Source organism: Minwuia sp. (assembly GCF_048007105.1).
Lineage (GTDB): Bacteria > Pseudomonadota > Alphaproteobacteria > Minwuiales > Minwuiaceae > Minwuia.
In genome coordinates this window covers 2,677,565-2,691,946 of the sequence record NZ_CP180352.1, presented here as the reverse complement: position 1 = coordinate 2,691,946, position 14,382 = coordinate 2,677,565, and the positions used below count along the sequence as shown (strand labels likewise).

The following is a 14,382-nucleotide window of genomic DNA, read 5'->3' as shown; positions in this document are numbered from 1 at the left end:
GCGGAGGATTTGTGCACTGCACATATTCTGCCGAAATTGCGGGCAAATCAGCCCTTAACCAATTGTAAATGCACGCATCTGGCCCGGCCGTATCTGACCGGCGAAGATGTATGCAATCCATGCGACTGCCGAACAATGAGGCGACAGTCTCCGTTAATTGCATACAATGAATTTTATATAACTGATTTAATTGACTAATTTTTCTGGCCCATCAATTGCGTTGGCGCTTCCAGGGTCGCGGCACACGCCGCGGAAACAAGGGAGTGGCAAGATGGACAGGCGGAACTTTCTGAGGCTGACGGCCTATGGTGCGGGTGCGGCGGCGATCCCCATGCTGGCGCCTTTCGGGACGCCGCGCGCGGCGGGCCGCGAGGACACGCTGCTGGTCGTTGTCGGCAGCACCATCAACAGCATGGATATCCACCGCGCCGGCACAAACCGGCCCAGCTACGCGATCGCGGTGAACCTCTACGACCGTCTCGTCGGTTTCGCGACCAAGACGCTGGAAGACGGCACCGAGATGTACGACTACGAGGCCCTCACGCCGGAACTGGCGGAGAGCTGGGAAGTCGCGCCGGACGGCGGCTCCGTCACCTTCAAGATCAAGGCCGACGCGACCTTCTGGGACGGCAGCCCGGTCACCGCCGAGGATGTCAAATGGTCCTTCGACCGTGCAGTGTCGGTCGGCGGCTTCCCCACCACGCAGATGAAGGCCGGCTCGCTGGAACAGCCCGAGCAGTTCGTGGCCGTCGACGAGAAGACCTTCCGGATCGAGTTCGTCCGCAAGTCGAAGCTGACGCTGCCGGACCTGGCCGTCCCGGTGCCGATCATCATCAACTCGAAGATCGCCAAGGCGCACGCCACGGCCGACGATCCCTGGGCATCGGAGTACCTGCACCGCAACCCGGCCGGCAGCGGCGCCTTCATGCTGGAGCGCTGGGACCCCGGCCAGCAGGTCGTCTACAAGCGCTTCGACGGCTGGAAGGGCGGCGCCCTGCCCGGCGTGGAGCGCGTGATCATGCGCGAGATCCCCTCGGCCTCCACCCGGCGCGCCCTGCTGGAACGCGGCGACGCCGACATCTCGCTGGACCTGCCGCCGAAGGACTATGCGGAGCTTCTGGCCTCGGGCAAGTACACGGTCGCCGCAGCCCCGATCGAGAACTCGATGATCGCCATCGGTCTCGACACCACCTACGGCCCCTTCCAGGACAAGCGCGTCCGCCAGGCCGTGGCCTACGCCATCCCCTATGAGCAGATCTTCAAGCAGGCGACCTTCGAGCGCGGAATCCCGATGTGGGGCGGCGCGTCCTTCGAGCCCGCCACGCTGGCCTGGCCGCAGCCCTTCCCCTACTCGACCGACTACGACAAGGCGAAGGCCCTGCTGGCGGAAGCCGGCTACGCCGACGGTTTCGAGGTCCCGTTCGCCTTCAACCTGGGTTTCGCCCAGTGGTCGGAGCCGATGGCGCTGCTGGTCCAGGAAGGTCTCGCCAAGGTCGGCATCAAGACCGCGGTCGAGAAGGTGCCGGGCGCCAACTGGCGGACCCAGGTGCTGATCGAGAAGAAGTGGCCGATGCACATCAAGAACTTCGGAGGCTGGCTCAACTACCCGGACTACTACTCCTACTGGGTCTATCAGGACGGCCGGCTGTTCAACTCGATGAAGTACCGCAACGAGGATGTCGAGAAGATCACCGACGAGATCCTGCACCTACCGGTCGACGATCCGACCTACCAGGCGGGCGTGAAGAAGCTGATCTCCATCTTCTTCGACGAAGTGCCGCTGATCCCGGTGTTCCAGCCCTTCCTGGACGTGGCGATGCAGAAGAATGTCAGCGGCTACAAGTACTACTTCCACCGCCAGCTCGACGCGCGTTCGCTCGACAAGGCCTGAGCGGAGGCACGCTGAATGGCACGGCGTTCCACTGCCGCGCTGATCGGGGGACGGCTGATCCAGGCCGTCCCGTCGATCGCCGGCGTCATCATCGTCACTTTCATCCTGACGCGCGCCCTGCCGGGCGATCCGGCGGTCTACTTCGCCGGACCCGCCGCCGACGAGCAGTCGATCCAGCAGGTCCGGGTCGCGCTCGGGCTCGACCGCTCCCTCCCGGAACAGTTCCTGATCTATCTGGGCGACCTGTTCACCGGTGACCTGGGCCAGTCCATCAGCACCGGCCGGTCATGGAGGAGATCATCCACCGCCTGCCGGCCTCGCTGGAACTGACGCTGCTGGCCCTCATCTTCTCCCTTTCGGTCGCGCTGCCTCTGGGCATCCTCGCAGCGACCCGCCCCAACAGCTGGATCGATCATCTCTGCCGGGTGATCGTGACGGCCGGCGTCTCGCTGCCCGTCTTCTTCACCGGCCTGTTCCTCGTCTACATCTTCTACTTCATCCTGGGGATCGCGCCCTCGCCACTCGGGCGCATCGACATCTTCTTCATCGACCCGCCGCACGTGACCGGCTTCTTCACCGTGGACGCGCTGCTGGCCGGTGACATGTCGACATTCACGGCGGCTTTCTCGCAGCTCATACTGCCCGCGATCACGCTCGGCCTGTTCACCCTGGCGCCGCTCGCCCGCATGACCCGCGGCGCCATGCTGGCGGTGCTGTCGAGCGACTTCATCCGAACGGCTCGGGCCTCCGGCCTGTCGCGCTCGACGGTGCTCTACACCTACGCGCTGCGCAACGCGATGCTGCCCATCCTGACCACGCTCGGCATGGTCTTCTCCTTCATGCTCGGCTCCAACGTACTGGTGGAGAAGGTCTTCGCCTGGCCGGGCATCGGCTCCTTCGCCATCGAGGCGCTGATCGTTTCCGACTATGCCGCCGTGCAGGGCTTCGTGCTGACCATGGCGTTCCTCTACGTCGCGCTGAACCTGGTGATCGACATCCTCTACACGGTGGTCGATCCGCGCATCGGCCTGGAGGCCTGAGCCATGCCGGAGTTCTTCAAGCACCTGAAATACATCCTGACCGAGAATCCGGTGACGCTGATCGCCGGCTCGATCTTCCTGCTGCTGGTCCTGTTCGCGCTGTTCGGGCCCTGGATCGCCCCCTACGACCCGCTGGCCAGCTCACCCAACGCGCTGCAGCCGCCGAGCGCCCAGCACTGGTTCGGCACGGACCAGCTGGGCCGGGACGTGCTCAGCCGGGTCATCGTCGCCACGCGGCTGGACCTGACCATCGCCATCGTCGCCGTCGCGCTGTCCTTCATGGCTGGCAGCGTGCTGGGCAGCGCCGCGGGCTATTACGGCGGCTGGATCGACCGCGTCGTCGGCCGGCTGACCGACACCATCATGGCGTTCCCGCTGTTCGTGCTGGCCATGGGCATCGTCGCAGCCCTGGGCAACACGGTGGAGAACATCGTCTACGCCACCGCGATCATCAATTTCCCGTTCTACGCCCGCGTCGCCCGCGCCGAGGTCAATGTGCGCCGCGACGCCGGCTTCGTCATGGCCGCCCGGCTGGCCGGCAATTCCGACGTCCGGCTGCTGGCGACCCAGATCTATCCCAACGTCCTGCCGCCGATGATGGTCCAGGTCTCGCTCAACATGGGCTGGGCGATCCTGAACGCTGCCGGCCTTTCCTTCATCGGCCTCGGTGTCCGTCCGCCGACCCCGGAATGGGGGATCATGGTTGCCGAGGGTGCGACCTACATCGTCTCGGGCGAATGGTGGCTGGCCCTGTTCCCGGGCGCGGCGCTGATGATCGCCGTCTTCTGCTTCAACCTGCTGGGCGACGGTCTGCGCGACCTTATCGACCCGCGGCAGCGCACCTGAGGAGGCCAGAATGACGGCTTCGAACAACCCGGTCCCCATCCTCTCGGTCGAGGGTCTGAGCGTCGACTTCAAGACCCGTGGCGGCACGGTGCACGCCGTGAAGGGGGTCGATTTCGAGCTCTTCCGGGGCGAGACGCTGGGCGTCGTCGGCGAGAGCGGTTCCGGCAAGTCGGTCACCGCATTCAACATCATGGGCATTCTGGACGCCGCCGGCCGCGTCGCCGAGGGGCATATCACCTTCCAGGGCCTGAACCTGACCACGGCGTCCGAGCGGGCGCTGCGTGAGATCCGGGGCCGCGAGGCGTCGATGATCTTCCAGAACCCGCGCGTGGCGCTGAACCCGATCCGCACCGTCGGCGATCAGATCGAGGACGTCCTGCGGCGGCACACGACCACGCTCTCCCGCGACCTGAAGAAGAAGGCGATCGAGGCGCTCGACGCGGTCCGCATCCGCAATCCCGAGCAGCGCTATTCCGCCTACCCGTTCGAACTTTCCGGGGGCATGTGCCAGCGCGTGATGATCGCCATCGCCCTGGCCTGTGCGCCGAAACTGCTGATCGCCGACGAACCGACCACCGGCCTCGATGTCACGACGCAGAAGACGATCATGGACCTGATCCGGGACCTGGGACGCGAGCGCAACCTGGCGACAGTCCTGATCACCCACGATCTCGGTCTGGCCAGCCAGTACTGCAATCGTCTGGTGGTGATGAAATCGGGTGAAGTGGTGGAGGCCGCGACGACACTGGATCTCTTCGAGAACCCCCAGCACCCCTATACGCAGAAGCTGATCCGCGCGACCCCGCGGCTGGACAGCAAGCTGGAAGAACTCTCCGACGATGTCCCGGCGAGCCGCCCCTCCGCCGTGGCGGCGCCCCTTCCCGACAGCGGCGAGCCGATGCTGTCGGTGCGCAATCTGGTCAGGGAATTCGGCGGCTCCGACGGTGGCGGCTGGTGGAAACGGATCACCGGCCGCTCGACGGAGCCGGAAAAGCCCTTCCGCGCGGTCGACGATGTCAGCTTCGACATCCGTGCGGGAGAAAGCGTCGGGCTGGTCGGCGAGTCCGGCTGCGGCAAGTCCACCACGTCGAACATGATCACACGGCTTCTCGACCCAACCGAAGGCCAGATCCTGTTCGAGGGCCAGGACCTTGCCGCCATTCCCGCGTCCGGTTTCGCCGGCCGGCCCGAGCGCAAGCTGATCCAGATGGTCTTCCAGGACCCGACCGAGAGCCTCAACCCGCGGTTCACCGCCCGCCGCTGCATCGCCGACCCGCTGATGCGGCTCGAGGGCATCTCGAACGCCGCCGAGCGCGAGGCGCGCGTTGTCGAACTGGCCGGCATGGTCGGGCTGCCGGAACACCTGCTGGGCCGCTTCCCGCATCAGCTCTCCGGCGGCCAGAAGGCCCGCGTCGGCATCGCCCGCGCCATCTCGGTCAGTCCGAAGCTGCTGATTCTGGACGAACCGACCTCGGCGCTGGACGTCTCGGTTCAGGCCATCGTGCTCAACCTGCTGGGCGATCTGCGGCGGCGGCTCGGTATGAGCTATCTTTTCGTCAGCCACGACCTCAACGTGGTCCGGCTTCTGTGCAACCGTGTGATCGTGATGAACGGCGGACGCATCATCGAGGAAGGACCGTCGGAGGAGATCCTCTCCAATCCGAAGGATCCCTACACGCGCACGCTGATCGACGCGGTGCCGCATCTGGACATGGACCAGGCGGCCCGGCAGCCGGTCCTGGCGGAGGAGGTGTCGTGAGTGTCCTCGACGATGAGGTGCTGACTGTTGCGGGTCTGCGCAGCGCGGTTCTGGACGGCGGGATCAAGCCGTCGAACATCGCCGCAGAGGTGCTGAAGCGATGCGACGCCGCCGATCCGGCGATCTGGATCAGCCGGGCATCGTCGCAAGACCTGATGGCGGAGGCGAAGCGGCTCGACGGTCTCGATCCTGCCGATCACCCCCTGCTGGGCATCCCCTGCGCCGTGAAGGACAATATCGATGCCCGGGGCTTCGCGACGACCGCCGCCTGCCCCGCCTTCGAATACCGGCCCGAAGCCGATGCCGAAGTCGTCCGCCGCCTGCGCGCCGCGGGCGCACTGGTTGTCGGCAAGTCCAATCTGGACCAGTTCGCGACCGGCCTCGTCGGCGTCCGCTCGCCCTATGGCATCCCCGGCAACAGCATCGATCCCGAGTTCGTGCCCGGCGGCTCCAGTTCCGGCTCGGCAGTCGCAGTGGCGATGGGGCTGGTGGCCTTTTCGCTGGGCACCGACACCGCCGGCTCCGGCCGCGTGCCGGCCGCCTTCAACAATCTGGTCGGATGGAAGCCCACCAAGGGCCTGCTCAGCACGACCGGTCTCGTCCCCGCCTGCCGCTCGCTCGACTGCATTTCCGTCTTCGCGCTGACCGCCGGGGACGCCGCTGCCGTGGCGGAGATCGTCAGCGGCTTCGATGCTGCCGATGCCTTCTCCCGCCCGGCGCCCGAGAACATCTCCGGTCCCTCGGACTGGGAACACTGCCGGGTCGGCGTGCCGCTCGACGCCAATCTCGATTTCTTCGGCGACGCGGAGGCCGCGGCCCTCTTTGCCGGTGCGGTGACAACCGCGGAGCGGCTGGGTGCTACGATGATCCCGGTCGACATCACCCCGCTGCTCGATGCGGCGCGGCTGCTCTATGAAGGTCCCTGGGTCTCGGAGCGCTACATCGCCATCCAGGAGCTCATCGAGTGCGATCCCGACGCCGTGCATCCGGTGACGCGGGAGATCACGCTGGGCGGGCGCGACCCGAAGGCGACCGACCTCTTCCGCGCCGAGTACCGGCTGGCGGAATTGCGGCGGGCCGCGGACATGTTGATTGCGGAAATCGACGTGCTGCTGCTGCCGACGGTGGGCACGATCTACCGCATCGCCGAGGTGGAGGCTGATCCGATCCGGCTGAACTCCAATCTCGGCCAGCTACACCAACTTCATGAACCTGCTGGATCTGTCCGCCGTCGCCGTGCCGGCAGGGTTCCGGCCCGATGGCATGCCGCTCGGCGTGACGCTTGCCGCACCGGCCTTCCACGACAGCCGGCTGCTGGCGCTGGGCGGCGCTTTCCATGCCGCGCAGGACCTGCCGATGGGCGCCAGCCGGATGCCGCTCAACGCTTCGGCTCCGATCGTGCCGGTGCCGGGTGACAGCATCGAGATCGGTGTCTGCGGCGCGCACATGACCGGTCTGCCGCTCAACGGGGAACTCAAGGCGCTGGGCGGCACCTATGCCCGCACCGTGAAGACCGCCGGCGACTACCGCCTCTATGCGCTGGCCGGACCCAAGCCCGACCGGCCCGGCCTCGTCCGCAGCCCCGGCAAGGGGGCGCCGATCGAGATCGAGGTCTGGCGCCTGCCGGTCGCCGCGGTGGGCAGCCTGCTGACCGCGATTCCTGCGCCGCTGGGCCTCGGTACGATCGCGCTGGCGGACGGTACATCGGTGAAGGGCTTCATCTGCGAGGCCAGCGCGGTCGCGGATGCCCGCGACATCACCCATCATGGCGGGTGGCGCAGCTATCTGGCCGAAGCCGGAGACGGAGGGGAGACGGAACTTGCCGCGATTGCAGATTGACGCCGATCCGGCGCCCATCGACATCGATCCGGCGCGGACGGCGCTGATCATCATCGACATGCAGCGGGACTTCCTGGAGCCCGGTGGTTTCGGGGAGACCCTGGGCAATGACGTCAGCCTGCTCGGCGCGGCCATCGAACCCTGCCGCAAGGTGCTCGACGCGGCGCGCGATACCGGGCTTCTGGTGATCCATACCCGGGAGGGCCACCGGCCCGATCTGAGCGACGCGCCGCCGGCCAAGGTGGAACGCGGCGCGCCGTCGATGCGGATCGGCGATGCCGGATCGATGGGCCGGATTCTGGTCCGCGGCGAACCGGGCCACGACATCATCCCGGCGCTGGCCCCCGAACCCGGCGAACCGGTGCTCGACAAGCCCGGCAAGGGCGCCTTCTACCAGACCGATCTGGAGCTGATGCTGAAGAACCGGGGTGCCGAGACGCTGCTGGTCTGCGGCGTCACCACGGAAGTCTGCGTGCACACTACGGTCCGCGAAGCCAATGACCGCGGCTTCCGCTGCATCGTCGTCGGCGACGCCTGCGGATCGTACTTCCCCGAGTTCCACGCCATCGGGCTGAAGATGATCGCAGCCCAGGGCGGCATCTTCGGCTGGGTTTCGAATTCGGATGCCGTCGCGGCCACGCTCGCCAAGGCGGAGGCGGCCTGATGGCGGCCGGATTCGATGCCGAGGCGCACATCGCGGCGATGGCGGCCACACTCGGTCTGGAGATATCCGAGGCGCAGAAGCCGGGCGTGAAGCAGTTTCTCGAACTCGCCGCCCGCATGAACGGCCTTCTGGAGGCCGCGCCTGTGCCCCACGACACGCTGGAACTGGCCCCCGTCTACACGCCCCTGGAGCGCGGGACTTGAGCGTTCCGGACTGGCTGACGGCAGCGGAGATCGCCCAGGGCGTCCGAAGCGGCGCACTGAGCGCGCGCGACGTGGCCGAGCATCATCTGGCGCGGATCGCGGCGCTGAACCCGACGCTGAACGCCTATACCGACGTGACCGCCGAGCGCGCCTGCTTCCGGGCCGCAGAGATCGATGCCGCCGTGACGGGTGGCAGCGATCCGGGACCGCTGGCCGGCGTGCCCTTCGCGGTGAAAAACCTGTTCGACATCGAGGGGCTGGTCACGCGCGCGGGCTCGAAGATCAACCGGGAGAACCCTGCCGCGATGGCCGACGCCGAACTGATCCGGCGGCTGGAAGCGGCCGGCGCGGTTCTCCTCGGCGGGCTGAACATGGGCGAGTACGCCTATGACTTCACTGGCGAGAACGCGCATGACGGCGCCTGCCGCAACCCGCACGACACGGACCGCATGTCCGGTGGATCCAGTTCAGGCAGCGGCTCGGCGACGGCAGCCGGGATCGCGCCGCTCAGCCTCGGCTCCGACACCAACGGTTCGATCCGGGTCCCTTCCTCGCTCTGCGGGATCTTCGGGCTGAAGCCGACCTATGGCCGCCTGACCCGGCACGGCAGCTTTCCCTTCGTCGACAGCCTCGACCATCTCGGCCCCTTCGCCCGCTCGACAGGCGATCTGGCGCTGGCCTATGACGCGATGCAGGGGGCCGACCCGCGCGATGCGTCCGTGGCCGGACGGCCTGTCGAAGCCGTCACCGGCCTGCTGGACGAAGGCATTGATGGACTGCGCATCGCGGTCGCCAGCGGCTGGTTCGACACGGACGGCCTGCCGGACGCCGCCGCCGCTGTCGAGACGGCCGCGAAGGGTCTGGGCGCAGGCCGGACCGTCGAGGTGCCGGGCGCCGCGGCGGGCCGCGCAGCCGCCTTCATCATCACCAATGCCGAAAGCGCTGCACTCCATCTCAACCGCCTTCGGGACCGCCCGGACGATTTCGACCCGGATACCCGCGACCGCTTCCTCGCCGGGGCAATGCTGCCTGCAGGCTGGCTGGTACGGGCGCAGCAGGTAAGGCGCTGGTATCTGGAACAGGTGACGGCGCTGTTCGAGGAGGTCGATCTGCTGATTGCACCGTCGACGCCGTTCAGCGCCCCGCTGATCGGTCAGAAGACGATGGAACTGCGCGGCGACGAGCTGGCCGTCCGGCCCAATCTCGGCCTCTTCACCCAGCCGGTCTCCTGCATCGGCCTGCCGGTCGCCGCGACGCCCATCGAATGCGGCACCGTCATGCCCATCGGCGTCCAGATCATCGCCCCGCCCTGGCGCGAGGACCTGGCCCTCCGCGCCGCCCGCCACCTGGAACGTGAAGGCATCGCCGCCGCGCGACGGCCGGCGGTCTGAGGCCTACTTCCAGTACGGCTGGGCCAGCGTGCGCGGTGCGCTCTGGCGGCCGACGAGGCCGGAGACGGCGATGAAGGCCAGCAGGTAAGGCATCATGATCAGCAGCGCGTTGGGCGCATCGACGCCCAGCGCCGGGAGCTGGAACTGCAGCGCCGTGGCCGCGCCGAAGACCAGGCAGGCGATGATGGTCTGGCCCAGCTTCCAGTTGCCGAAGATTACCGCCGCGATGGCGAGATAACCCGCGCCGCGGGTCATGCCCTCGGTGAAGGTGTGGATGTCGCCGATGGAGAGAAAGATCCCGCCCAGCGCGGCCAGCAGCCCTGTCGCCAGGGTCACGCCGTAGCGGATCAGGGTCACCGACAGGCCGGAATGCGCAACTGTCCGCGGCGCGGCGCCTGCGGCCTTGATGGCGACCCCGAGGCCGGTCTTAGCCAGCACGTACCAGACGATCAGCGCTACCGGCACGACCAGATAGACCAGCCAGACCTGCTCGAAGATGGTCGGGCCGATGACCGGAATGTCGCCCAGGATCGGCGGGCTCCACTTGTCGAAGCCCGGAATGACCTCGCGGGAGCGCGCGCCGAACAGCTCGCGGTATCCGAGCGTCGTGGCGCCAAGAACGAAGATGTTGATACCGAGACCGGTGACGATCTGGTTGGCGCGCAACGTGTTGGTCAGGAAGGCCTGAAGCAGCGACAGCGGGATCACGGCGATCAGGCCGCAGAACAGGCCGATCACGGGGCTGCCCGACAGCGACGCGCCCGCCGCGGCGGCGAAGGCCCCGGTCAGCATCATGCCCTCGACCGACATGTTGAGCACGCCGGCCTTCTCGCTCAGCAACTCGCCGATGGCCGCCAGCAACAGCGGCGTGGCGAGGCGGATGGTGGAGGCGATGAAGACCGCCAGCAGTTCCTCGGTCATGCGTTGCTCCTCCGGTCCATCCAGTAGGCAGCGCCCGCGATGGAAATCACGATCAGGCCCTGGACGATCTGCACCAGCGCCGTGGGCACGCCTGCGGCCATCTCCATGGTGATGCCGCCCGAGCGCAGGAAACCGAACAGCAGGGCGCCGGCGATGACGCCGGAGATCCGCCCCCGCGCCAGCAGTCCGACCACCAGCCCGTCAAAGCCGTAGCCCGACGAGAAGCCGGTCTTCAGCGAGTGCTGTTCCCCCAGCAGCATGATCGCGCCGGCCAGGCCGCCAAGCGAACCGGCGATGAACAGCGCCAGCACCGTCATGCGTTCCACCGGAATGCCCGCTCGCGAGGCGGCGGTCGGATTCATGCCGACGAACTTCAACTGAAAGCCGAAGGTCGAACGGGCCAGCGCGATCGCGGCGATGACCGCCAGGATGAGCGCGATGACGACGCCGATAGTCACCGGCGCGGCGTAGGAGCCTGTCAGCAGCGGCACCTGCGTCGACATCGGCACGGTGGGCGATTCCGGCAGGGTCGCCGCACTGGTCATCGGCTGGCGCAGCAGGTCGGTGGACTGCACGGTCCAGTAGACGATCCAGATGGCGATGAAGGAGAGCAGCAGGGTCGAGATGACTTCGTTGGTGCCGGCCTTCACCTTCAGCACGCCCGCGAGGCCGCCCCAGAGGCCGCCGGCCAGCGAGGCGGCGAGCACGGGAATGATGACGGCGAGCCCGAGCGGCAGGCCGTCGACCCCGCCGTGCACGGCGACGGCAGTGGCGATGATGCCCCCGACGGCGATCTGCCCCTCGCCACCGACATTGGTCAGCCCGGCGCGGGCGGCAATGACGAAGCCGATGCCGACAAGGGCGTAGACGGTCGCCCGGTTGAGCGACACCGAGATGGCGTAGGAGGAGCCGAACGCCCCTTGGCTGAAGGCCGAGATCGCCTGCCCCAGCGAGGAGCCGGTCGCCACGATCAGCAACAGTCCGACGATGAAGGCGGCGAGCACGGCCAGTACCGGGATCACCGCCGGCAGGCGCGCGATCCGGCTGCCCATGGCCAGCGCCGCGCTCATGCCGTCTGTCCTGCCATCATGGCGCCGATGGCGTCCTTCTCGGACGGATCGGCGGGCCGTTCGTTGACGATGCGGCCGCGGTACATGACAAGCACGCGGTCGGCCACGGCGAGGATTTCATCCAGTTCCGAGGATATCAGAAGCACCCCCGCCCCCTTGTCGCAGGCCGACCGGATCAGGCCGTAGACCGCTTCGACCGCGCCGACATCGAGACCGCGCGTCGGCTGCGCCGCCAGCAGGAAGCTGAGGCCGGGCATGGTCAGTTCGCGGGCCAGAACGGCCTTCTGCTGGTTGCCGCCCGACAGGCTGCCGAAACGCACGTCGGGCCCCGCCGTCCGCACGTCGAAACGCCCGATCAGCTCATCGGCCTCCTTGCGGACGGCGCGCCGGTCGATCAGCCCAAAGCGGGCATAGCTGCCCATCCGGTTATTCAGCATGGTCTCGGCCAGCGACATGTCGTCGGCGGCGGCCACCAGGTGCCGGTCTTCCGGCACGATGCCGACGCCCGCGGCCGTGATCCTGCCCGGGCTGGCCTTCGTCAGTTCGGTGTCGCCGACAAACCAGCGCCCCGTGTTCGGATGCGCCAGGCCGGCGAGAATGTTGCCAAGCTCGCTCTGACCGTTGCCCTCGACGCCGGCGATGCCGACGATCTCGCCGGGCCGGACGGTGAGCGTGACATTGTCCAGCCGCTGTGCGCCGCTGGCGTCCCTGAAGGACACGCCATCGACCTGCAGGGCCAGCTTGCCGGTCGAGGCGATTTTGCGCCGTTCCTTCGGCGCCGGCCGCCTCCCCGCCCATGCCGAGCGTGGACATCATGGAGGCGTCCAGCGATTCCGTGTCCCGCCGGATCATCGCCTTGACCAGGCGGTCGATCTCCTCGGACGGGCGGTCCGACGTGGTGACGATCTCGCCCGCGCGCAGGACCGACACCCTGTGGGCCGCCTTCTTGATCTCGGCCAGCTTGTGGGTCACCAGCGCCACCGCCGTGCCTTCGGCCGCGACCCGCTGGCAGGTCTCCAGCAGAGCAGCGATCTCGTCGGGCAGCAGCACCGCGGTCGGCTCGTCCAGGATCAGCAGGCGCGGTTCGCGCATCAGGCACTTGACGATCTCGACGCGCTGGCGCTCGCCGATGGAAAGGTCGCCGACGGTGCGGAACGCCTCCAGCTTCAGGCCATAGCGCTCAGAGAGCTCCTTGAGCTGTTCGGCATAGGCCGCGCGGTCGACCCGCCCGAGGCCACGCCCGAGCAGCAGGTTGTCGACCACGGAAAGTTCGTTCACCAGACTGAAGTGCTGGTGGACCATGGCGATGCCGTTTTCCAGCGCCTCACGCGGTCCGGCCGGCGCCCAGGACGCGCCCTCCAGAGCCATCTCGCCCGAGGTCGGCTGATGCACGCCGAATATCAGATTGCAGAGCGTCGACTTGCCCGCGCCGTTCTCGCCCAGCAGGCAATGGATCTCACCTGCCCGAAACTCGATATCGACGCCAGAAAGCGCATCGAAGTCGCCGAAGCGCTTGCCGACGCCGCGCATCGAGAACCGGGCTGCGCCGGCGGCAGCATCGCTCGCTGCCACCGGCGCCGCGGTTCCCGCGTCGGGTGTCACCCTTCGAGGACCTTGATCTTGCCGGACAGGATGTCGGCCTTGATCTCGTCCAGCTTCTGCTTCATCTCCGGCGTGCCGTCGCAGACGACCATGTCGGAGGCCGACGATCCCATCGCCAGGCCGAACGGCTTGTAGCCCGGCGCCCAGGAGCCCGACATCAGTTCGTCGATGGCGTACTGGACCTGGAAGCCGACGCCCGTGATCGAATAGGCGATGTAGAGCGGATCCGTGCCGCACCGGTCGGTGTAGCTGCCGATGATGTGCGTGCTCTTTTCCTTTGCCGCCTGCTCCATGCCGCGCAGGCCGAGGTTGAGAATGTGGTAGTGCACATCCGCACCCTGGGCGATGGCCGCCAGGGTCGCTTCCTTGGACTTCGCCACGTCGTCGAAGTCGCCGGTGTAGTTCTCGAAATACTTGATGTCGGGGTTGATGTAGCGCGCGCCATTGCCGAATTCGGTGCCCGCATTGACGATCGACGGGATCTCGAGGCCGCCGACATAGCTGACGGCGCCGTTCTTCGAGAGCATCGCGGCGGCCGCGCCGGCGACGAAGGCGATTTCCGCCTGCTTCACGTCATAGCCCGCGACATTGGCCGGCGAGTCACCTTCATTGCCACCGACGATGGAGAACTTGGTGTCGGGAAAGCGCGGCGCGATCTTGTAAACCGCGGCCTGGGTCTGGCCGCCGACGCCGATGACAAGCTCGTTGCCGACGGCGAGTTGGGTGATGGCCTGCTCCATGTCGGCGTAGTTGATGTTCTCGATCATCTGGACCTTGAGCTTGTCGCCGTACTTCTCTTGCGCGGCGACCAGCCCGTCATAGCCGGATTCCATCCAGCCCTTGTCCGATTTCGAGCCCGGAATGAGGATACCGACCGTCTTGGCGTCATCGGCCATCGCGGCCGTGCCGAGCGTCATCATGGACGCCATGCCGGCGGCGATAAGGGTACGGCGGGTCAATCGCATGGTGTGTCTCCCTCTCTGCGTTCTGACCGGCCCGACGGCAGCAGGCGTCCGCGGGCGGATTGCACACAATCCAAAGCAATCGCCACGCCGGAAGCTAGGATATTGTTTTAATTATGATTTTTCCAAAATCACTCCTCACACCACCTTGATTGCATACAATTTGTGCAGCTCGAGAAAGCCGCTGCAAAGTT

Annotated in this window: 12 protein-coding genes and 2 pseudogenes; 9 read left to right on the top strand and 5 right to left on the bottom strand. The window is 67.1% G+C overall.

Going from position 1 to position 14,382, the window contains the following annotated elements; genetic code table 11:
- Positions 1-271: 271 nt before the first annotated feature.
- The 9 genes and pseudogenes from ACMVY4_RS12990 to ACMVY4_RS12950 all read left to right on the top strand — a co-directional run bounded on the left by ACMVY4_RS12990 (position 272) and on the right by ACMVY4_RS12950 (position 9,633).
- Positions 272-1,891: an ABC transporter substrate-binding protein gene (locus ACMVY4_RS12990; RefSeq protein WP_416896446.1), complete on the top strand. Its 1,620-nt coding sequence runs from the start codon at positions 272-274 to the stop codon at positions 1,889-1,891.
- 15 nt (positions 1,892-1,906) lie between these two features.
- Positions 1,907-2,931, top strand: a pseudogene (locus tag ACMVY4_RS12985) (ABC transporter permease).
- A 3-nt stretch (positions 2,932-2,934) separates the two neighbouring features.
- Entirely contained in the window at positions 2,935-3,777 is an 843-nt protein-coding gene (locus ACMVY4_RS12980) for an ABC transporter permease (RefSeq protein ID WP_416896445.1), read from the top strand.
- Between the two features lie 10 nt (positions 3,778-3,787).
- Positions 3,788-5,536: a dipeptide ABC transporter ATP-binding protein gene (locus ACMVY4_RS12975; RefSeq protein ID WP_416896444.1), complete on the top strand. Its 1,749-nt coding sequence runs from the start codon at positions 3,788-3,790 to the stop codon at positions 5,534-5,536.
- Positions 5,533-6,951, top strand: a complete 1,419-nt coding sequence (locus tag ACMVY4_RS12970) for an allophanate hydrolase (protein WP_416896443.1) — start codon at positions 5,533-5,535, stop codon at positions 6,949-6,951. Before ACMVY4_RS12975 ends, ACMVY4_RS12970 begins: the two co-directional genes overlap by 4 nt.
- Positions 6,893-7,375 (top strand): hypothetical protein, encoded by a 483-nt coding sequence (locus ACMVY4_RS12965; RefSeq protein ID WP_416896442.1) that lies wholly within the window; start codon positions 6,893-6,895, stop codon positions 7,373-7,375. The genes ACMVY4_RS12970 and ACMVY4_RS12965 overlap by 59 nt, the downstream gene beginning before the upstream one ends.
- Positions 7,356-8,039 carry a cysteine hydrolase family protein gene (locus ACMVY4_RS12960; RefSeq protein WP_416896441.1) on the top strand — a complete coding sequence of 228 codons (684 nt, stop codon included), beginning with the start codon at positions 7,356-7,358 and terminating at the stop codon, positions 8,037-8,039. The genes ACMVY4_RS12965 and ACMVY4_RS12960 overlap by 20 nt, the downstream gene beginning before the upstream one ends.
- Positions 8,039-8,242 (top strand): DUF4089 domain-containing protein, encoded by a 204-nt coding sequence (locus tag ACMVY4_RS12955; protein WP_416896440.1) that lies wholly within the window; start codon positions 8,039-8,041, stop codon positions 8,240-8,242. The genes ACMVY4_RS12960 and ACMVY4_RS12955 overlap by 1 nt, the downstream gene beginning before the upstream one ends.
- A complete protein-coding gene (locus tag ACMVY4_RS12950; RefSeq protein ID WP_416896439.1) occupies positions 8,239-9,633 on the top strand; it encodes an AtzE family amidohydrolase in 1,395 nt (464 codons plus the stop codon). The genes ACMVY4_RS12955 and ACMVY4_RS12950 overlap by 4 nt, the downstream gene beginning before the upstream one ends.
- A gap of 3 nt (positions 9,634-9,636) precedes the next feature.
- Here the strand turns inward: ACMVY4_RS12950 and ACMVY4_RS12945 are convergent, their stop codons facing one another.
- From ACMVY4_RS12945 to ACMVY4_RS12925, 5 genes and pseudogenes are all read right to left on the bottom strand, one after another.
- On the bottom strand, positions 9,637-10,554 hold the full coding sequence (locus ACMVY4_RS12945) for an ABC transporter permease (protein ID WP_416896438.1): 918 nt from the start codon (positions 10,552-10,554) through the stop codon (positions 9,637-9,639).
- A complete protein-coding gene (locus tag ACMVY4_RS12940) occupies positions 10,551-11,624 on the bottom strand; it encodes an ABC transporter permease (RefSeq protein WP_416896437.1) in 1,074 nt (357 codons plus the stop codon). The genes ACMVY4_RS12945 and ACMVY4_RS12940 overlap by 4 nt, the downstream gene beginning before the upstream one ends.
- On the bottom strand, positions 11,621-12,343 hold the full coding sequence (locus ACMVY4_RS12935) for an ATP-binding cassette domain-containing protein (protein ID WP_416896436.1): 723 nt from the start codon (positions 12,341-12,343) through the stop codon (positions 11,621-11,623). The genes ACMVY4_RS12940 and ACMVY4_RS12935 overlap by 4 nt, the downstream gene beginning before the upstream one ends.
- A 391-nt stretch (positions 12,344-12,734) precedes the next feature.
- Positions 12,735-13,154: pseudogene (locus tag ACMVY4_RS12930) on the bottom strand (ATP-binding cassette domain-containing protein); the annotation flags it as partial.
- A 68-nt stretch (positions 13,155-13,222) separates the two neighbouring features.
- The gene (locus tag ACMVY4_RS12925) at positions 13,223-14,155 is read right to left on the bottom strand and encodes a BMP family protein (protein WP_416900311.1); all 933 of its coding nucleotides are present in this window, start codon (positions 14,153-14,155) and stop codon (positions 13,223-13,225) included.
- Positions 14,156-14,382: the final 227 nt, after the last annotated feature.

Coding starts and splice junctions, on each gene's coding strand:
- ACMVY4_RS12990 (WP_416896446.1), top strand. CDS start 272: ATGGACAGGCGGAACTTTCTGAGGCTGACGGCCTATGGTGCGGGTGCG.
- ACMVY4_RS12980 (WP_416896445.1), top strand. CDS start 2,935: ATGCCGGAGTTCTTCAAGCACCTGAAATACATCCTGACCGAGAATCCG.
- ACMVY4_RS12975 (WP_416896444.1), top strand. CDS start 3,788: ATGACGGCTTCGAACAACCCGGTCCCCATCCTCTCGGTCGAGGGTCTG.
- ACMVY4_RS12965 (WP_416896442.1), top strand. CDS start 6,893: ATGGGCGCCAGCCGGATGCCGCTCAACGCTTCGGCTCCGATCGTGCCG.
- ACMVY4_RS12955 (WP_416896440.1), top strand. CDS start 8,039: ATGGCGGCCGGATTCGATGCCGAGGCGCACATCGCGGCGATGGCGGCC.
- ACMVY4_RS12945 (WP_416896438.1), bottom strand. CDS start 10,554: ATGACCGAGGAACTGCTGGCGGTCTTCATCGCCTCCACCATCCGCCTC.
- ACMVY4_RS12940 (WP_416896437.1), bottom strand. CDS start 11,624: ATGAGCGCGGCGCTGGCCATGGGCAGCCGGATCGCGCGCCTGCCGGCG.
- ACMVY4_RS12925 (WP_416900311.1), bottom strand. CDS start 14,155: ATGGCGTCCATGATGACGCTCGGCACGGCCGCGATGGCCGATGACGCC.